The organism is Mannheimia sp. ZY171111 (assembly GCF_017750945.1).
In the GTDB taxonomy this organism is placed as follows: Bacteria; Pseudomonadota; Gammaproteobacteria; order Enterobacterales; family Pasteurellaceae; genus Mannheimia; species Mannheimia pernigra.
On record NZ_CP046532.1, the window covers coordinates 1,957,367 to 1,978,601 of the forward strand.

The 21,235-nt window shown below is 38.7% G+C and carries 12 protein-coding genes, 1 pseudogene and 1 CRISPR repeat array (1 of these 14 only partly in view); of the genes and pseudogenes, 12 read left to right on the forward strand and 1 reads right to left on the reverse strand.

Annotated features, from left to right (window positions below; genetic code table 11):
• Positions 1-183: 183 nt before the first annotated feature.
• From GM698_RS09340 to tnpA, 12 genes and pseudogenes are all read left to right on the forward strand, one after another.
• Positions 184-1,278 (forward strand): peptidoglycan DD-metalloendopeptidase family protein, encoded by a 1,095-nt coding sequence (locus tag GM698_RS09340; protein WP_209289803.1) that lies wholly within the window; start codon positions 184-186, stop codon positions 1,276-1,278.
• On the forward strand, positions 1,279-2,118 hold the full coding sequence (locus GM698_RS09345; RefSeq protein WP_209289328.1) for a divergent polysaccharide deacetylase family protein: 840 nt from the start codon (positions 1,279-1,281) through the stop codon (positions 2,116-2,118).
• A gap of 13 nt (positions 2,119-2,131) precedes the next feature.
• On the forward strand, positions 2,132-3,967 hold the full coding sequence (locus tag GM698_RS09350; RefSeq protein ID WP_176810120.1) for an autotransporter assembly complex family protein: 1,836 nt from the start codon (positions 2,132-2,134) through the stop codon (positions 3,965-3,967).
• A gap of 60 nt (positions 3,968-4,027) precedes the next feature.
• On the forward strand, positions 4,028-8,125 hold the full coding sequence (locus GM698_RS09355) for a translocation/assembly module TamB domain-containing protein (protein WP_245189262.1): 4,098 nt from the start codon (positions 4,028-4,030) through the stop codon (positions 8,123-8,125).
• 103 nt (positions 8,126-8,228) lie between these two features.
• Positions 8,229-9,995 (forward strand): cysteine/glutathione ABC transporter permease/ATP-binding protein CydD, encoded by a 1,767-nt coding sequence (cydD, locus tag GM698_RS09360; RefSeq protein WP_176808645.1) that lies wholly within the window; start codon positions 8,229-8,231, stop codon positions 9,993-9,995.
• Positions 9,995-11,662 carry a cysteine/glutathione ABC transporter ATP-binding protein/permease CydC gene (cydC, locus tag GM698_RS09365; RefSeq protein ID WP_209289329.1) on the forward strand — a complete coding sequence of 556 codons (1,668 nt, stop codon included), beginning with the start codon at positions 9,995-9,997 and terminating at the stop codon, positions 11,660-11,662. The genes cydD and cydC overlap by 1 nt, the downstream gene beginning before the upstream one ends.
• Positions 11,663-11,796: 134 nt before the next feature.
• Complete coding sequence (hflD, locus tag GM698_RS09370; protein WP_209289330.1) at positions 11,797-12,426, forward strand: high frequency lysogenization protein HflD; 630 nt, start codon at positions 11,797-11,799, stop codon at positions 12,424-12,426.
• 33 nt (positions 12,427-12,459) lie between these two features.
• Complete coding sequence (gene purB / locus GM698_RS09375; protein ID WP_209289331.1) at positions 12,460-13,827, forward strand: adenylosuccinate lyase; 1,368 nt, start codon at positions 12,460-12,462, stop codon at positions 13,825-13,827.
• Positions 13,828-13,893: 66 nt separating this feature from the next.
• On the forward strand, positions 13,894-14,655 hold the full coding sequence (locus tag GM698_RS09380; protein ID WP_176810116.1) for a DeoR/GlpR family transcriptional regulator: 762 nt from the start codon (positions 13,894-13,896) through the stop codon (positions 14,653-14,655).
• The gene (gene ubiA / locus GM698_RS09385; protein WP_209289332.1) at positions 14,648-15,523 is read left to right on the forward strand and encodes a 4-hydroxybenzoate octaprenyltransferase; all 876 of its coding nucleotides are present in this window, start codon (positions 14,648-14,650) and stop codon (positions 15,521-15,523) included. The genes GM698_RS09380 and ubiA overlap by 8 nt, the downstream gene beginning before the upstream one ends.
• Positions 15,524-15,694: 171 nt before the next feature.
• Entirely contained in the window at positions 15,695-18,127 is a 2,433-nt protein-coding gene (gene gyrB / locus GM698_RS09390) for a DNA topoisomerase (ATP-hydrolyzing) subunit B (protein ID WP_209289333.1), read from the forward strand.
• Between the two features lie 241 nt (positions 18,128-18,368).
• Positions 18,369-18,813, forward strand: a pseudogene (gene tnpA, locus GM698_RS09395) (IS200/IS605 family transposase).
• 317 nt (positions 18,814-19,130) lie between these two features.
• On the opposite strand, the gene GM698_RS09400 reads toward tnpA, so the two are convergent.
• A complete protein-coding gene (locus tag GM698_RS09400; RefSeq protein WP_176808638.1) occupies positions 19,131-19,265 on the reverse strand; it encodes a helix-turn-helix domain-containing protein in 135 nt (44 codons plus the stop codon).
• A gap of 103 nt (positions 19,266-19,368) precedes the next feature.
• Positions 19,369-21,235: a CRISPR direct-repeat array (repeat unit 32 nt; unit sequence GTTTCAACTCACAGCTACGTGTAGGTAGCTGC) (it continues 30 nt past the right edge of the window).

Here is a 21,235-nt window from a genome sequence, read left to right on the forward strand (position 1 = left end):
GTAAACTGTGCTATTTATAACAAAATTTGTTAGATTTTTAAATAGATAGTTAAATTCTTTCACTAAAAAGCTGATCTTGAGCAAATAACCGACTAGAATATAGCCTCGTAATGTTTTGGATTAAAAGGTATATTTGTGAAACGAATAAATTCTTACACTTGGGCTGCCATTTTAGGCGGGGCAATGAGCATTTCTGTATCGTTTTCTTTTGCGAATAATCTAAATCAAATTCAGCAAAAAATTCAACAGCAAGCTTCAAAAATTAATGAGCAGAAGCAAAAACGTAACGAATTGCAATCCACACTTAAAACTCAAGAGGTAGAAATGGGAAAAGTGCTGGATAAGTTGCAACAAACTCAGATGTCGTTAAGTGAAGTGAGCAGAACCATTAAAGCAACTGAGGCGGAAATCACTCGTTTAGAAAATCAAGAAAAAGAGCAAAAAGAGCGATTAAAAGAGCAGTTAGATTCGGCGTATCGTTCAGGGGTAAATCCATCGGTTCTAGCACGTTTAATGTCTGAAGAGACAAAAAATGTGGAAAGAATGACCGCTTATTATGAGCATATGAATAATATTCGTATTGATGCTATTGTTGATATTCGCAAAACGCAAGCAGATTTAAAAGCCAGAAATGATGAGTTGAAAGGACAGCAGAAAGATCACCAGGCTCAGCTAAGCGAGCAGAAGAAGCAAGAAAGAAATTTAAAGAAAGTACAGAGCCAACGTGAAAGCACATTACGTTCGCTTAATAAAACCTTGGAAAAAGAGGAAAGCCGTTTAGAAAACTTACGTAATAATGAAATAGCATTAAGAGAACAATTAGAAAAGGCACAGAGAGAATCACAACAAGCACAAAATAGAGAAGCGAAGGAACAGGCTAAATCCTCTAAAAATGCAAATAAAATAGATACACTAATTACGTCAGGCAGATATATTATGCCAGTTTCGGGGAATATCATAACTAAATTTGGCAATAATTGGCATGGTGTTGTGATTGGTGCGGCTGCGGGGACGTCTGTAAAAGCAATGGCAAGCGGCAGAGTAATTATGGTAGAATGGCTCGCTGGCTATGGCAATATGGTGGCAATTGATCACGGTAATGGTGACATTTCCCTTTATGGTTATAACCAATCTATTTTAGTAAATAAAGGTAGCCGAGTAAATGCGGGGCAAATTATTGCAAAAGTGGGAAATACAGGCGGTCAAAGTAGCTCTGCACTCTATTTTGGAATAACTCGTAAAGGCAGACCGATTAACCCCCTAAATTTGGTGAAATAGATGCTAAAACAGATTTACAAGCGGTTAAATTTTAAGAATTTTTTGCAAATTTTTCTACTTTTTTCACCGCTTGCACAAGCCGCAAAGTTAGCGATTGTAATTGATGATGTGGGCTATCGCGTTAAAGGCGATCTTGAAATCTTATCACTTCCCAAAGAAGTGAGCGTTGCGATTATTCCTGCAGCTCCTTATGCTGAAGAACGGGCTACCGATGCTTATGTTCAAAAGCGTGATATTTTAATCCATTTGCCGATGGAGCCGAAATCTAAAGAATTCATTGAAGTCGGTGTTAAAATTGGCGATAGCGAAGAAAAAATTCGTAAACTTGTTGAGTCTGCTCGTAGCCGAGTGCCTTATGCGATTGGTTTAAATAACCATATGGGCAGTGGTGCAACGTCAGATTTGGCAACAATGCAACATTTAATGAACGTATTGAAAGAAAATGCCCTGTTTTTTTTAGATAGTAAAACGATTGGCAGTAGTGTTGCTGCCAAAACAGCTCGTGAATTTGGCGTGAAAACGTTAGAGCGAGATATTTTTTTAGATGATAGCGATCTACTTTCTGATGTACAAAAACAATTTGCATTGGCAATTCAATATGCCCGAAAAAATGGCGTAGCCGTGGTAATTGGGCATCCTCGCAAGAATACAATTAGTGTACTTAAACAAAATTTAGCTCAGTTGCCTAAAGATATTGAATTAATTGGGGTAGGAGCATTATGGCGAAATGAAAAAGTTGTGCCAGAAAAACCGTTCATGATGATATTTGAGCAAGAGCCTGCACTAACTTCTGTGCCACCTTATGAAAGCGTGCCGCTGTTACGCGGTATTCCAAAATAATAAAAGGTTACCAATGAATACAAAATTACATTTTTTAACATTCTGTTGCTTAGTTGTCTTTACTTCAATGGCTCAGGCTAATCAACAACATAGAATTACAGATGTTGATGCCAAGAGGATTAGATCGTTAGAAGACAAACTCACAGACGAACCTAATGAAAAAGAAAAGGTTGAAGCATTAGTAACTTTAGAAGTGAAAGGTATTCACGATAAAGAAGCGAAAAAAAACGTTGATTTGTATTTAGGTCAACTTGCCAATCAGTATGCAGATGGTTCTAAACGCCATCAATATTTAGTGCAAACTGCTGTGGATAAAGCGTTACGTGCCTTGGGTTACTACAATAGCGAATATCAATTTATGCAAGTTCCACAACAAGGCAAAAAGCCTTCGTTAGTGCTAAATGTGCAGTTAGATAAAGAAGTAGTTAAAATTGATGAAACGGATATCTTGTTACAAGGTGAGGCAAGAAATGATGGGGATTTTGCTCATCTTATCAAAAAAGTGCCGAAGCAAGGTTCTCGCTTAAACCATAAAACTTATGAAAGCTTTAAAAGTAGTATTGAAAGTAAGGCATTTAGTAAAGGCTATTTTGATGGGCATTGGCTTTATCATCGTTTAGAAGTTTATCCAACGGATCATAAAGCTGATTGGCGTTTAGGTTACGATAGCGGTATTCGCTATCGCTACGGGAAAATTCGCTTTGTAGATAGCCAAATTAAGGAAGAGTATTTGCAAAATATTCTACGAATACGTTCAGGCGAACCTTATTTTGCTAACGAGCTTTCTATTTTAACTCAAGATTATTTATCTAGTAACTGGTTCTCGTCGGTTATTGTTGAGCCACATTTAAATGAGCAAGCTAAAATTGTTGATTTAAATATTCTTTTTCAACCGAAGAAGAAAAATGAGGTTGAAGTTGGTATCGGTTATGAAACTCAGATTGGACCACGTTTACAATTTAACTGGAAAAAGCCTTGGCGAAACAAGCGAGGGCACAGCATTGAGACTCGAACTTATCTTTCTACTCCTGAGCAGAGATTTGAGTTTGGTTATAACGTTCCACTAAAAGAAGATCCGCTGCATTACTATTACCAATTTTCGGGTACATTTGAAAATGAAGATCAAAAAGATACTAAATCAACAGCAGCAACTTTGGGATTAAAACGCTATTGGACGCATACCACTGGTTGGTCGTTTTCAGCAGGTGTCAAAGCTCGTTATGATTCTTTTACTCAAGCACGTGATAAATTTAAAACCTTACTGATTTACCCAACTGCTTCGTTAAACCGCACTCGTACAGATGGTAAACCTTATCCATTATGGGGGGATAGCCAGAGGCTAACAGTGAATTGGGGGAGTAAAGCGTTCGGTTCGGATGTGAATTTTTATAGTTATAAAGCATCTACATCTTTTGTGAGAACTTATATTAATAACCATCGTTTCTATCTAAGAGCAGAATTAGGGTATTTGAAAGCTAACCAGTTTGAACGTATTCCTCCTTCATTACGTTTTTTTGCTGGGGGAGATATGAGTGTGCGTGGTTTTGGTTATAAAGAGATTTCGCCACGTGATCCCGCTACAGGAAAACGAGTAGGCAGTTCGCATTTAGCGACAGGGACAGTAGAATATCAATATCAAGTTTACCCAAATTGGTGGGGAGCAATGTTTTATGATGTGGGTTTAGCTTCAAATAAGTTTAAAACAAAAGCACTACATCATGGCTCTGGGCTAGGGGTTCGTTGGGTTTCTCCTGTCGGTGCTATTAAATTTGATGTTGGCGCACCAGTAAAATCGCCTGAAGGTAAACGTGGTGTCCAAATTTACATCGGTTTAGGCTCAGATATTTAATACAAGCAGTATTATTTTACTCAGTATTTACTTTTATCACACTACTATTAAGTATTTAAAATGATGAATGAAGAAAAACAACAAATAACTGATAATACAGAAGCACAGTCGCAACATAAAGTGCCTAAGAATAAGTCAAAATGGCGTTTCTTAAAATGGGGGATTTGCATTATTTTAGCACTTCTCTTTTCCCTCATTTTATTTTTATCTACGGGCTTTGGACAACGTAAAACAGTACAATGGGTGGCTGAAATTATTGAACCTTTAGAAATTGGTAAAGTAGAAGGCAGTATTCAAGATGGATTAGTCCTTTCCGATACTCAATTTGTCATAGATGGTGTGAATGTACAACTAGGTAAATCGAATTTACATATTGATTTTAACTGCTTGATTAAGTACGAGGTTTGTTTAAATGATTTTAATGTGAAAGATGCTAAAGTTGCTATTGATACGACTAAATTACCTCGTTCTCCAGAAAAAGAAAATAAGCCGTTTACTGAGTTAAATTTACCACTGGGCATTTCAGCGAAAAATATTACATTAGAGAATATTGAGGTTAGTGTTGATGATATGGATATTCATCTCAATCACTTAAATACCTCAATTTCTGGCAAAGACCGTGAAGTTATTATTCACCCAACAAGATTAGATGGCTTAAATCTGCTATTAGCTGCAAAAAAAGTAGATGCGTCAGAGACACAAGCGGTCGATTTTAAGTCAGAAAATGCAACAGTCACGGTAGAAAAAAATCCAACGAATGCACAAGAAATCGCAGAGCAGGTGATTCAAGATGCAGTCGAGAAAACAGATGAAAAATTAGCTGAAGGCTTCCAGCAATTGCAGGGAAAAACTATAGCAGAAACACAATCTCATCATAAAAATAAAATAGATTGGGCCGCAATTAGAACCCAATTAGAACAACCAATTCTGAATAAAAATATTCGCCTTTCTTTACCGCTAGATTTAACTATTGAGCAAATTGATATTACGAATGTTTCAGTCGCTCAAAAATCGCAAGCCGACCAAGATCATTGGGCTGATTCGATTCCGTTGCTCAATGTAGAGTCTTTACAAATTGAGGCACAAGCAAAAGATCAGCTTGTTAGCTTACAGCGTTTGGACTTAAAAAGTGATCTAGGTGATCTAAGTGCAACAGGTACGCTCTCACTTAAAGATAATTATCCATTAAATTGGCAGTTAGAAGGCATAGCGGCAAAACAGGCAAATGTGACGTTGCCATTTAGTTATATCAATGCCAATCTTTCTGGAGCGCTCTATGATAAAACGACTATTAACCTAAAAACAGAGGGTGCGATTAATGCTAGGTTAGATGGTCATATTGAACTTGCTACTGAAAAAACACCTTTTGACATAGTGCTTAAAAGTGAATCGGTGAAGTATCCTTTTACATCACAAAAAGACGATGAAAAGCTGGTTTTAGAGCATATCGACATTCGTTTAAACGGCAATCTCTTTGCCTATAATCTGGCAGCAAAAATGAGAGCTAAAGGAATGGGCATTCCTCCAAGTTTCGCTGATTTAACAGGAAATGGGACATTAACGCATTTTAATATTGATGATTTAAACTTAAATACGTTAGACGGCAACGTACAACTTGTTGGTTTAATTGACTGGACAGAAGGCGTAGAGTGGAACTCAACGCTTAAGCTGAGCAATATTAATACAAAAACGTTAGCGGGTGATTGGAATGCAGTATTATCAGGCTCTTTATCTTCTCAAGGTTATGTAGGACGTGGCAACAAGGGCAATGATTGGAAAGCGGATATTTCAAATATTGATATTAACGGTGCGTTAAACAACAAAAATCTTCAATTAAAGGGAAATCTAAATGCGAACAATCAGCAACTTTTAGATGTTCCAAGTCTATCTCTTATTTATGGTGAAAATAATATTGATCTGAAAGGCATTTTAGGTGAAGAGTCAGATTTTTATGCTGACATTAAAGCCCCTAATCTGCAAGGTTTAGTGCCGAATTTAAAAGCAAGTGTAAATGGTAAGGTGAAGTTATCAGGCAAGCTTACTGAGCCAAATCTGGATTTAGATTTAGTTGCCTCAAATGTGAGCTATGAACAATTCAAGCTGCAAAGTTTAATCGCAAAAGGCAACATTATTACCGAAAAAGCTAGCCAAGGTAATTTATCATTAGAGCTCCGTCAATTTGCCTATAATGATATTAAAGTAGATAGTGCCACTTTATTGGCAAAAGGCAATGAAGCTAACCATACCTTAACATTTACCTCAAAAGGTAATCCAGTTGGGGTGGATTTGCAAATTTCTGGAAAATTTGACCGCTTGCAACAAATTTGGGAAGGGCAATTAAGCCAAGTAGTCATTCAATCTGCTGAGTTTGGCAAACTGCAAACAGACAAAGCAGTAAATATAAAATATGACAATAAGGCGGTTAATGCGAATGTGTCTGCTCATTGCTGGCATAATCCGAAAGTTCATATCTGCTTCCCTACCGCGTTTAATGCAGGACAAGAGGGTAAAGTACCGTTTGATATCCGCAAGTTTGATTTGGCAATATTACAAAATTATCTTGATAACGCCAGTCAAATTTCAGGTATCGTGAATGCTAAAGGTGATGTTGCTTGGTTTAAAGATAAACAACCACAGGTTAATTTGGATGTAATGTCCAACTCAATAAAACTTGTGCAAAAAATAGAAGGAGGCCGTACTTTCCCTCTCACTATTTCGCCATTAAAAATGAATTTGAAAATGGCGGATAACAATTTAACCTTGAAATCTAAGTTAAAGGTTGAAAATAACGGCACACTTTCAAGCGATTTAGTGATTCGAGATCTGACCAATACTAGAACTTTATCGGGTAATATCAATATTGATCAATTAACCTTAAAGCTTGTTCAGCCACTGCTTGATCGAGGTGATTTTGTTGATGGAAGTATTAATGCTCGCTTAAAAGTAAGTGGTAAAGCGACCTCGCCATTGCTATACGGTAATCTAAATTTAACTGATCTAAAAGTTCGCTCTGTGACTATGCCATTTGATATAACAGGCGGTAATTTAGCGATGAACTTTCAGGGGGCAACCTCTACATTAAGTGGGAGAGTAAAAACGAAAGAAAGTGATTTGCTCTTAGAAGGTGATGCAGATTGGCGAAATATCAATGCTTGGAGAACGAGAATTCACGCACAAGCAGACCGCTTTAAAGTGGATATTCCAAACTTGGCGAGAGTAGAAGTTAGCCCTGATATTCAAGTAGTTGCGACACCAACGTTATTAACCTTAAGCGGTAATATTGATATACCTTGGGCAAGAATTGAAGTAGAAGAGTTGCCAGAACAAGCGATTAAAGTAAGTAATGATGAAGTTATTATGGATGGCTCAGCAATAAAAAAAGTGCCATTTAATCAACAGACTATTCCGAATAAAACGGCTGGAGGAATGGAGATTAATGCAGATATTAACATTAACATTGGCAATGATGTAAAAGTTAAAGCCTATGGTTTAAATAGTAATTTAAATGGATCGCTCTCAGTTCGCCGTGGTAAACAAGGTTTAGGGCTTTATGGACAGGTTCGCTTAGATGAAGGCCGTTTTGCTGCTTATGGACAAGACTTGCTGATTCAAAAAGGAAATATTAGTTTTGCTGGCTCACCATCGCAGCCTTACTTAGATATTGAAGCAATTAGGAATCCAGATGTAATGGAAGATCCTAATATTACCGCGGGTGTGCGCGTGACGGGGTTAGCGGATAATCCAACAGTGAAAGTATTCTCCAATCCTGCAATGTCGCAAAATGAAGCACTTTCTTATGTGTTGACAGGGCGTTCATTAGACAGTAGCGGCGATCCTGGTTCAAGTAATGAAATGGCGGCAGCCTTGCTGAGTATGAGTTTATCAAAAAGCAGTAAATTACTCGGCGATGTGGGTAGTGCTTTTGGCTTAAAAGATTTAAGTGTAAGTACTGCTGGTATCGGTGACAAAACCAGAGTAGAAGTGAGTGCTAGCCTGTCGCCTCGCTTCCGTGTGAAATATGGTTTTGGCTTATTTGTTCCTTTAACCGAACTCACATTAAGATACAACTTAACCAGAAGACTTTATTTGCAATGGGTTTCTAATGTAAACCAAGCGGTTGATTTAATGTACCGCTTCCAATTTGATAAATTGTTCTAATCTAAAGGTTGTTAATGTGGCACATTAACAACCTTTTTTCTTTATATTTATAGTAAAATGGCACCTCTATACAAGCGGTCGAAAAAGTAAAAAATTACACATTATGGAAAAACAACGCCAACACGAATTGCAAAAATGGCTTAAAAGTCAGCAGAAAGTCATTAAAAAATATATACACTTAAATGTACTGTTAGGGATATTCAGTAGTTTATGTATGATTGGGCAGATGTGGTTGCTAGCCACAATGCTTCAAAAAATGATTGTGGAGAAACTATCTCCGAACACTTTTATTAACGAGATCATTTTATTATTTGGCTGTTTCATCGCTAGAGCATTATTGATTTTTTTGCGTGAGCGTGTTGGCTTTAAAGCAGGGCAAACGTTACGTTTGCATCTTCGTAAACAAATTTTGGCGAAGTTGGAAGCGGTTGGGCCGATGAGCATTCAGCAAAAGCCAGCGGGTAGCTGGGCAATTTTAATGTTAGAGCAGGTAGAAAATCTGCATAATTTCTATGCTCGTTATTTACCTCAGCAATTTTTATCGCTAATTATACCGCTTGTAATCCTATGTTTTGTTTTCCCAATTAACTGGGCGGCGGGTGTGATTCTGTTTGCTACAATGCCGCTATTGCCACTATTTATGATTTTAGCTGGAATGAAAGCCGTTGAGGCAAATCAGCGTAATATCGGTATCCTTTCTCGTATTAGCGGTCAATTTCTAGATAAATTAAAAGGCCTTGAAACTATTCGTCTATTCGGGCAATCTGAAAAACAGACCCATCAAATCCACCAAAGTACGGAAGATTTCCGCACCAGCACTATGGACGTTTTAAAAATGGCATTTTTATCGTCAGCAGTATTGGAGTTTTTTACCTCTATTTCGATTGCGGTGATGGCAGTTTATTTTGGTTTTATCTTCTTAGGGGAGCTTGATTTCGGCTACTACAACACGGGCGTTACATTGTTTATTGGCTTTTTCTGCTTAATGTTAGCGCCTGAATTCTATCAGCCTATGCGTGAATTGGGCGTTTTTTATCACGATAAAGCGGCAGCGATTGGGGCGGCGGATAGTATCGAAAAGTTTTTAAACGAAGAAGTTAAAACGCAAAGTGGCAATTTGCAAAAATCAATGGAAAATCGACCGCTTGTGATTGAGGCAAACGCGTGTATTATCCTTTCACCCCAAGGCAAGGCTTTAACAAAACCGTTGAATTTTAAGATAAATGCCAATAAACACATTGCCTTAGTTGGGCAAAGTGGGGCAGGTAAGAGTTCGTTAATGAATATGTTACTTGGCTTTTTGCCTTATGAAGGGTCAGTTAGTATTAATGGTACAGAATTACGTGAGCTGAATTTAAACGAATGGCGAGCAAAATTAGCGTGGGTGGGGCAAAATCCGCAATTAATGCGTGGTAGCTTAAAAGAGAATATTTTGCTTGGTAATTCAGCCGCGACAGACAATGACATTGCACAAGCATTACGTTTAGCTAAAGCGGATGAATTTGTCTCACGCTTAGGGTTAGAGCATCAAGTACAAGATAGCAATATCGGCATTTCGGGTGGGCAAGCTCAGCGTATTGCGATTGCTAGAGCCTTGCTACGCCGTTATGAATTATTGTTACTTGATGAACCAACGGCAAGTCTAGATATAGACTCTGAGCAGCAAGTATTAGACGCATTACATCATTTAAGCCGTGAGCAAACTACGTTGATGATTACCCACCGTGTAGAAGATTTAACACAATGCGATGAAATTTGGGTAATGAAACAGGGGCAAATTATCCAACAAGGTAATTTTGCTGAATTAGAGCATACAGGCTTTTTTGCTGAATTATTGCGTAATGAATTAGTTCATCAGGGAGAAATCTAATGAAATCGTTATTCCCATTCTTTTCTCTCTACCAAACCCATTTCGGGCGTTTATTGTTAGGGATTGTACTGGCAATTGTTGGATTGGCGGCTAGTATTGGTTTATTAAGCCTATCAGGTTGGTTTTTAGCTGCCTCATTTTTAGCGGGTAATGCAATTATTTTTAACTTTTTTTACCCAGCTTCAGGCGTGAGAGGGCTGGCGATTTTTCGTACCGTATCACGCTATTTTGAAAAATTAGTTACCCATGATGCGACCTTCCGTGTATTGGCGAACTTGCGTGTCAGTGTGTTCAAAAAACTCATTCCACTTAGTCCAAGCGGTCTAAATCGTTTTAGAAATAGCGAATTGTTAAACCGTTTAGTGGCGGACGTTGATACTTTAGATACGCTATATCTTAACCTCATTTCGCCATTTATGAGTGCAATAATGATTATTTTGTTTATGGCAATTGGGTTATCGTTCGTTTCTGTTTCATTAATGCTGATCATTTGTGGCACACTTTTAGCATTATTAATTATTGTGCCAACGGTGTTTTACCATTTAGGGCTGAATTTGGGGCGAAATGCAATACAAAATCGAGCGAATTACCGTAGCCAATTTATTGAATGGATTCAACTAAATGCGGAATTTTTATTGTTTGGCAACTTAAACCAAGTAACTAAAAGGCTACAAAATACAGAACGTCAATGGCTCAACGCACAAAGTAAAGAAAGCCAACTTTCGGGTTTGTCGAATGCTTTGCTAATGCTCTCAAATGGCATTTTAACTTGTGTTGTGATCTACTTGGTTTCTACTGCAATTAATGTACCAACAGCGGAATACCCCGAAGCTTTAATTGCATTAGTGGTGTTTTGCGTAATGGCATCAGCTGAAATACTTAGCCCGATTGGCATCTCATTTTTACATTTAGGGCAGGTGATTACTGCTGCCGAACGTATTAACGAAATTACGGAACAGCAGCCGAATGTGCAATTTAATGGCAGAGCAGAATGGCAAAATTTGAGCCTGAATCAACCGCTTGTACGTTTTGAAAATGTTAATTTTGCGTATTGGAATGGCGAGCAACAGGTATTAAATGATCTTTCATTTGACGTGTTTAAAGGACAAAAAGTCGCAATTTTAGGTAAAACAGGCAGCGGAAAATCGACGATTTTCCAATTGTTAAACCGTAATTATGATCCAACAAGCGGTCAAATTTGGCTAAATAATTGCAAAATTGAAGATTTCTCAGAGCAAACATTACGCTCAAAATTAGTCACGCTTAGCCAACGCGTGCATATTTTCAGCCAAACTCTGCGTGATAATTTATTAATGGGGAACTCAGCAGCAACTGATGAACAGATGATTGAGGTGATAAAAAAAGTAGGTCTAGGCTACTTACTAGAAACGGAAAGTTTAATGCTTTGGTTAGGCGAAGGTGGAAGACCGCTTTCAGGTGGCGAACAACGACGATTAGGGCTTGCTCGTTTGCTGCTAAGTTCAGCTGAGTTAGTACTACTAGACGAACCAACCGAAGGGCTAGATCGTGAAACCGAACAGCACATCTTAAATCTGATTTTAACGCATTGTGCAAACAGAACATTATTGATGATTACCCATAGACAAAGTGGATTAGACAGATTTGATGTCATTTACCGAATGGATAATGGAAAGCTATTAGGATAATTTTATAAAGTTACTCAAAAACGTATCTATTATCGATTAACACATTTATCAGATAAATACCTTTTGCCATTCAAAAGAATGGTAAAAAATGCTATATTCGCCACTGATTTTTAACCATACTGAACTTTAGAAAAATGGCAGATTATTACGATATTACAATTTCCTATGCTGGAATATGCCAAGCGGCGAATTTAGTGCAACAATTTGCACATAAAGGCACGGCAGATAGAGAAGCATTTAGACAATCTATCCGTAGCTTATTAGTGACGCAGCCTGAGTCCACGCTAAGTGTATTTGGCCATGATCTTTCTCATCTAAAAATAGGGTTGGAAACGGCGATGTCTCAAACAGGTGGTGGCAATGGTAAGTTAGATACTGAAGTGGGGCGTTATTGGGTAAGCTTGATTGCACTTAGTCAGAAATTAAATAAAAATCTTGAAGCGAAGCAGCAGCTCTCTCAACGTTTGCAACAGATTGAACGTCAGTTACCACTTTATGAAGATAATATTTTAGCAGATCAAATGATTGTGAATTTGGCCTCAATTTATAGCGATATTATCAGCCCATTAGGCACCAAAATTCACGTGATGGGTATGCAGGATTATTTAATTCGCCCTGATATTCAACATAAAATTCGTGCATCACTTCTTGCAGGTATTCGTGCTGCTATTTTATGGCAACAAGTAGGTGGTAGCCGCTGGCAGTTTTTATTTTCACGCAAGAAAATTTTCGAACAGGCACAGCAGCTTTATCGTCAAATCTAACCGAACATTTATTATTTTGGAGAACATAAAACAATGGAACTTACTGCTCTAACAGCGTTATCCCCAATTGACGGGCGTTATCAAGATAAGGTTGCTTGCCTTCGTCCTATTTTTAGTGAATTTGGTTTATTAAAATTTCGCGTAGAAGTTGAGGTCCGCTGGTTACAAAAATTGGCGTCTCACCCACAACTTAATGAAGTTCCTGCTTTTTCAGAAATAGCAAACGATTACCTAAATCAAATTGTAGCAAATTTCTCGTTAGAGGATGCCAATCGTATCAAAACGATTGAACGTACGACCAACCACGATGTAAAAGCGGTGGAGTATTTCTTAAAAGAAAAGTGTGAGGTGTTGCCTGAATTACAAGCGGTGAATGAATTTATCCATTTTGCCTGTACTTCAGAAGATATTAATAATACTTCACACGCCTTAATGCTAAAAAAGGCACGTGAAGATGTGTTATTGCCTGAATGGAAAAAAGTGATTGATTCAGTAGTAGCGATTGCAAAATGTTATCAAAACATTCCATTGCTTTCTCGTACGCACGGTCAGCCCGCTAGTCCAACCACAATGGGGAAAGAGATGGCAAATGTTGCTTATCGTTTAAAGCGACAATGTAAACAGCTGGAAAATTTGGAGATTTTAGCGAAAATTAATGGTGCAGTAGGGAACTATAATGCACATTTATCGGCGTATCCTGAAATTGATTGGCATAATTTCAGCCAAGAGTTTGTGGAATCTCTAGGGGTCACGTGGAATCCGTACACTACGCAAATTGAACCGCACGATTACATTGCGGAATTTTTTGATTGCGTGGCTCGTTTTAATACCATTTTGATCGACTTTGACCGTGATATGTGGGGTTATATTGCATTAAATCATTTTAAACAACGCACTATTGCAGGCGAAATTGGATCAAGTACAATGCCGCATAAAGTGAATCCAATTGACTTTGAGAACTCTGAGGGAAATTTAGGTTTAGCGAATGCGGTTATGGCTCATTTAGGGCAAAAATTACCTATCTCTCGTTGGCAGCGTGATTTAACCGATTCAACTGTGCTGCGTAATTTAGGCGTAGGTTTAGGTTATGCGTTAATTGCTTATGCTTCAACTTTAAAAGGCATTAGCAAATTAGAAGTGAATGAGCAGCATTTACGTGATGAGCTTAATCAAAACTGGGAAGTGTTAGCTGAGCCAATTCAAACCGTAATGCGTCGTTATGGCATTGAAAAACCATACGAAAAGCTGAAAGAATTAACGCGTGGTAAACGTGTTGATGAAGTAGCAATGCATGAGTTCATCGAGAAGCTGGACATTCCTGAAAATGAGAAAGCCCGCTTAAAAGAGATGACACCAGCGACTTACATCGGCTATGCTGTCGAGCTCGTTGATAAATTGTAAAATATAACGCAAAAAAGACCGCTTGCAAGCGGTCTTTTTCTACCCAATTTTTGCAAAAGGAATGATATGAAGCAAGCAAATAGACATAAAAAAATTATTGAATTAGTCAATCAGCTAGGTTATGTCAGCACTGAAGAGTTAGTGGCTCAGATGAAAGTGAGTCCACAAACTATTCGGCGTGATTTAAATGAGATGGCGGAGAACAATCTTATTCGTCGTCATCATGGTGGAGCGGCAGCACCTTCTAACACGGAAAATAGTGATTATACGCACCGTAAGCAATTTTTCTCGCAAGAGAAAAATGCGATAGCTCAGCAAGTGGCAAAATTAATACCGAATGGATCGTCGATCTTTTTAGATATTGGTACAACCTCTGAGGCTGTGGCATTAGCGTTGCTTTCACATAAAAATTTAAAAGTAGTAACAAATAATTTAAATGCTGCTCATATTTTAATGAAAAATCCAGAGTGCCAAATTACGGTAGCGGGCGGTAATTTAAGAAGCGATGGTGGATTAATTGGCGAAGAAACGGTTCGTTTTATTAATCAGTTTCGTTTGGATTTTTGTATTTTGGGTATTAGTGCGGTGGATTTAGACGGCTCAATGTTGGATTATGATTATCACGAAGTTCAGGTAAAAAGAGCGTTAATGGAATGTGCTAGACAAGTGGTGTTGGTCGCCGATCACTCAAAATTCAGTCGCAATGCTATTGTTCGTTTAGGAAATATTAAAGAAGTAAATTATTTGTTTACAGATACTGATTTGCCGCTAGAATTACAACATCATTTAAGTCAATCAGACGTTATTGTTAAAGTTTGTAATGAATAAAGAAAGCCTTTTCTCTAAACAAAAATGGATTGCTTACGCTCAATTAATGCGATTCGATAAGCCAATTGGTACCTTGCTATTACTTCATCCGACATTATGGGCGTTATTTATAGCAGCAGATGGAATGCCACCCCTTTCTATTTTGCTTATTTTTACTCTTGGCGTAATTGTAATGCGAGCCGCTGGTTGTGTGATTAATGATTATGCAGATAGAGAAATTGATAGGTACGTTAAGCGTACCTCACAACGCCCGTTAGCAACAGGCAGGGTTACCATTACAGAGGCTAAAATCATTTTTGTGATATTGCTATTGTTTGCTTTTATGCTCAATTTAATGCTCAACCGATACACCTTTTTGCTTTCATTTGTAGCCGTATTTTTAGCGGTTATTTATCCTTTTATGAAACGTTTTACCCATTTACCGCAAGTGGTGCTTGGAGTGGCATTTGGCTGGTCAATTCCAATGGCTTTTGGGGCGGTAAGTGAAGCTCTGCCACTTGAATGTTGGCTACTTTTCTTTGCCAATCTTGCGTGGACGGTGGCTTATGACACCCAATATGCGATGGTTGATCGTGATGATGATTTGCGTATTGGGGTAAAATCCACCGCAATTTTATTTGCTCAATATGACAATAAAATTATTGCGTTATTGCAATTGATCACCTTGATATTATTAACCTTAGTGGGCATCGTACAAGAGTATAATATTGGCTATTTCATTGTTTTGGCGTTAAGTGCAACGCTATTTATTTATCAATGTTGGCTAACGAGAAAACGAGAGCGTAGCGATTGCTTTAACGCATTTTTGAACAATCATTACGTTGGCTTAGGTGTCTTTTTTGCGATTTTAGTTGGGGTTTATTTCTGATGGCAGTAAGGGCTAAAAATTTAGCCCTTATTTATTCTCTACAAGCGGTTAAATTTATTGGAAAATTTGCAAATTCCAATAGAAATTTAACCGCTTGTTTTACGATACATTTTGGCATTTTTCTGCTATAATTCACGCAATTTTTTCGATTTTAAATTAGTAGGAATAACAATGTCTGAACAAACTCAACCAACAAGTTATGATTCTTCAAGTATTAAGGTTTTACGCGGCTTGGATGCGGTGCGTAAGCGTCCAGGAATGTATATTGGTGATACCGATGACGGAACGGGTTTGCACCATATGGTATTTGAAGTGGTAGATAACGCCATTGATGAGGCATTAGCAGGACATTGTAAAGATATTATCGTGACCATTCACTCTGATAATTCAGTTTCCGTGCAAGATGATGGACGTGGTATTCCTGTTGGCATTCATCCAGAAGAAGGCGTTTCTGCAGCGGAAGTGATTATGACGGTTCTTCACGCAGGCGGTAAGTTTGATGATAATTCCTATAAAGTATCGGGTGGTTTACATGGTGTAGGCGTGTCGGTAGTAAATGCACTTTCTTCAAAATTACAACTTACTATTCGCCGTGAGGGGCACGTTCACGAACAGTTCTATAGTTTAGGCGAGCCTGATGCACCATTAACGATTATTGGTAATACCGATAAAACAGGCACATCTGTTCGTTTCTGGCCAAGTTTAGATATTTTTAAAAACAAAACCGAATTTGAATATAAAATTTTATCAAAGCGTTTGCGTGAATTGTCTTTTTTGAACTCAGGGGTTTCGATTAAATTAGTTGATGAGCGTGATGGCAAAGAAGAACACTTCAAATACGAAGGGGGCATCAAAGCCTACGTCGAATATTTAAACGAAGGCAAAACGCATATTCACAATACCCCTTTCTATTTGACGACTGAAAAAGACAGTATTGGCGTAGAGATTTCTCTGCAATGGAATGATAGTTACAACGAAAGCGTTTATTGCTTTACTAATAATATTCCACAACGTGATGGTGGTACGCATTTAGCCGGCTTTCGAGGGGCTTTAACCCGTGCATTGAAAAATTATATGGATAACAGCGGTGTGTTGAAAAAAGCGGATGCGAATATTGATGCTTCAGGTGACGATGCACGTGAAGGCTTAGTCGCCGTGATTTCGGTAAAAGTGCCTGATCCAAAATTCTCCTCACAAACAAAAGATAAATTAGTTTCCTCTGAAGTGCGTAGTGCGGTTGAAAGCTCAATGAATGAAGCATTATCAGACTATTTAGCTGAAAACCCAGATGACGCAAAAAATATCGTGACTAAAATTATTGATGCTGCACGTGCAAGAGAGGCTGCTCGTAAAGCTCGTGAAATGACACGTCGAAAAGGGGCGCTGGACTTGGGCGGTCTGCCAGGCAAATTAGCAGATTGCCAAGAGAAAGATCCTGCATTGTCTGAGCTTTATTTAGTTGAGGGCGATTCTGCAGGCGGATCGGCGAAACAAGGGCGTGACCGTAAAAACCAAGCGATTTTACCGTTAAAAGGTAAAATTCTAAATGTAGAAAAAGCGCGTTTTGACAAAATGCTTTCTTCACAAGAAGTGGCAACCTTAATTACCGCGTTAGGCACAGGGATTGGGCGTGATGACTACAATATTGAGAAATTACGTTACCATAAAATCATTATTATGACTGATGCAGATGTGGACGGTGCCCATATTCGCACGCTTTTATTAACTTTCTTTTATCGTCAAATGCCAGAGTTGATTGAAAATGGCTATATTTATATCGCTCAGCCACCGCTTTATAAGGTGAAAAAGGGCAAACAAGAGCGTTATATTCAAGATAATGATGAAATGGCACAATATGAAATTGACATTGCCCTTGAAGGCGCAGGTTTATATGTAAGCAAAGATGCACCTGCATTAAGTGGTGTGGCATTAGAGAATTTAATTTCGCAATATAATCACGTGCAAAAACTCATTGGGCGTTTAAGTAGACGTTATCCAATATTGTTATTAAATGAATTAATTTACTCAAAACCGCTTTCAGTTGAATTTGCAAAAAATGAAGCAAATATGACCGCTTGGAGCGAGGCTTTTGTGGCTAATTTAATGGAGAAAGAAGTAGGCGGTAGTTTCTATCGTATTCATACGGTGTTTAACGAAGAACGTCAAATTCACGAGCCACACATTATTGTGACCACTCATGGTATGGATACGACTTATCGCTTGGATTATAACTTTATCAATGGTAATGAATACGCCCACATTGTGGCATTGGGTAATGAATTGAATGATTTATTTTCTGATTCAGCCTACGTTGTGCGTGGTGAGCGTCGTCAAGATATCAGTAGCTTCGCTGAAGCATTAGATTGGTTGGTGAAAGAGTCTCGTAAAGGTTTAACTATTCAACGTTATAAAGGATTAGGCGAGATGAACCCAGAGCAATTATGGGAAACTACAATGGATCCAGTAGCTCGTAAAATGTTGCAAGTCAATATTAGCGATGCAATTGCAGCAGATAAGCTCTTCAGTACGCTAATGGGCGATGAAGTTGAACCAAGACGTGATTTTATAGAAACCAACGCATTATATGCTCAGATTGATGTCTAATTAACTGTAGAAGAACAGACTTGATCTGACAATTCACTCTAAAAATTGAGAGTTTACCGTTTAGAATATGAGTTTCCAAATTCAATCTAAACAAAAAAGGAAACTCTCATGTTTTATTACTAACTAAAAACCACCTTCTATGAAGGTGGTCATCGCCTTAAAAGGCTTTTGCCTGAATAAAAAAACTCATAGAGAATTTTCCAAGAAAGTTATCCCCATAACCAACATAAGGAAAAAACCTATGAGTCGATTTACAAAATCATCGCACGTTATCTGGCATTGTCAATATCAATATCATTTAATTTGGACACCCAAATGGCTGTTATAGAATACTAAAAGGAAACGTCGGGAAGGAAGTCTACGTTCAGCTGAGGATTTTATGTGAGCAGTTGAAAGTAGAGGTAGTGGAATTAAATGTCCAAATAGATCACATTCATTTATTGGTAAAAATTCCCCCGAAATTATCTGTATCAGAGGTAATGGGACATTTAAAAGGTCGAACAGCAATAAGATTGTTCAATAAGTTTCCCTATTTACGTAGGCATAAATTGTGGGGTAACCACTTTTGGGCAAGAGGTTATTGCGTAGACACCGTAGGTGTCAATGCGGAAATGATAAGGAAGTATGTGAAATATCAGGAAAAGCACGAATTAGAAGATAAGCAACTTCGTTTATCAGATATATAAAAATTCGGGTTCTATGAATTCGAATTTTAATTGCCCCCTTCTAGGGGGCTTTAGCAAATCCACCTTCTATGAAGGTGGATTTTTACTCCTAAATCCGTCACCGCCTGCGATACACGCCGTGAGCCATAGGTTTCACCGCTTGCCTCAAAGGCGGATAGCAACGTTTCCTGCAAGCTCATCAACGTTTGATTAGGCGACGATTTTTCTCAACGATGGCTGGTAGAACGGTTCAACGAAAAACAACGGGACAGTTGTGAGTGGGAAATGCCTTCTCGCAAACGCTGAATTCCCCGCTGCTCGGCGAGAAATTGCCGCTTCTAACGATTCAAGCAACGATTTAGGGCAGATTGGCTGACTCGCATCATTTTACACACTTGACTGACGCTATGTTTGCCGTCTAACACCATTTCAACACATTGCTTTTTATACTCAGGGGTAAAAAGTTTAACCATTTTGCTGTTCTCCATTTTGAGAGAGTTTATCAAAAATAGTCTTTGGTTTGTTGCTATGGGTTAGACCATTACATCCTGAATTTTCACGATTTACCGAACCAGTGTTTCAACTCACAGCTACGAGTAGGTAGCTGCCTTTCAACAGTTACATCAATGCTATTTAATTTAAGTTTCAACTCACAGCTACGTGTAGGTAGCTGCAGCGATAATAGAATCGCATTGTGCTAATCCCTCGTGTTTCAACTCACAGCTACGTGTAGGTAGCTGCAATGCTCCGTATTTTAAAAAATCTCGTTTGGGGAGTTTCAACTCACAGCTACGTGTAGGTAGCTGCATCTAACACTTGCACGATAGGGCGGCTTGCCAAGCAGTTTCAACTCACAGCTACGTGTAGGTAGCTGCTATAAACAGTCTCAAATTTACCTCCTAATTGTATTGTTTCAACTCACAGCTACGTGTAGGTAGCTGCATACTTCTCATTACGCTTTTTTGCAGCGATTAGATGTTTCAACTGACAGCTACGTGTAGGTAGCTGCATGAAGAATATGTCATTCTATCACCAACGGAATTTGTTTCAACTCACAGCTACGTGTAGGTAGCTGCAATATGACGGAGAAGCAGCACCTGCTTTAACTGGTTTCAACTCACAGCTACGTGTAGGTAGCTGCATAAAATTGTAGGCTATCTACAAGGACAAATCACCGTTTCAACTCACAGCTACGTGTAGGTAGCTGCTGATTCAGGTCAGTTTTTCTCCCTTGATAAAGCGGTTTCAACTCACAGCTACGTGTAGGTAGCTGCTAAGGTGTATCATTGCCTTAGCCTAAACAAAAAGTTTCAACTCACAGCTACGTGTAGGTAGCTGCCTTCGTCATTTCAGACAACATTCCATCAATGCCTTTGTTTCAACTCACAGCTACGTGTAGGTAGCTGCCTAATAATTGAACCTCCGCAGCGTACTTAGGGCGTTTCAACTCACAGCTACGTGTAGGTAGCTGCCTTGCGAATATGGCTTCAGTTGCTGCAGCTGGTGCGTTTCAACTCACAGCTACGTGTAGGTAGCTGCTGAAATAGTTAAAATATTATTACAACTTAACAATGTTTCAACTCACAGCTACGTGTAGGTAGCTGCCTCACAATCTGACTTTTGAGGAAATTTGCCAAAATGTTTCAACTCACAGCTACGTGTAGGTAGCTGCGCTTTTGTAAAATTCTGAGCAAAAGCGACCGCATTGTTTCAACTCACAGCTACGTGTAGGTAGCTGCAATAATTTAGCATCAGCTGTCCTAGTAGTTGATGCGTTTCAACTCACAGCTACGTGTAGGTAGCTGCTACCGACTCCAAAATATCTTGATGGTTCTGTGATGTTTCAACTCACAGCTACGTGTAGGTAGCTGCATTCCCCAAAATCAACTAATTAAATTAGCCGTTGAGTTTCAACTCACAGCTACGTGTAGGTAGCTGCCTCCTAACACGTCTTCCATACCACCGAAATCACTAGTTTCAACTCACAGCTACGTGTAGGTAGCTGCGGTCAGTGAAACCGCAGAATCAAATGCCCCTTGTGGTTTCAACTCACAGCTACGTGTAGGTAGCTGCCATCTTTCTGCAGTTGTTCCGCCTGCATCAATCGGTTTCAACTCACAGCTACGTGTAGGTAGCTGCAACAGGAGCTACTTATGATTTTTACTGTCGGTCTTGTTTCAACTCACAGCTACGTGTAGGTAGCTGCCCGAAGATGAAAACCCATATTAAATACTTGCTAGTTTCAACTCACAGCTACGTGTAGGTAGCTGCGTGGCTTCTTGGCTTTTATTTAGCGGTCAGCAAATGTTTCAACTCACAGCTACGTGTAGGTAGCTGCAACTGTCTGATGTATGTCCTGTTTTAGGCACAATCAGTTTCAACTCACAGCTACGTGTAGGTAGCTGCTTAATAGAAGAACACTAACAGTTGTAAAAGAAAATGT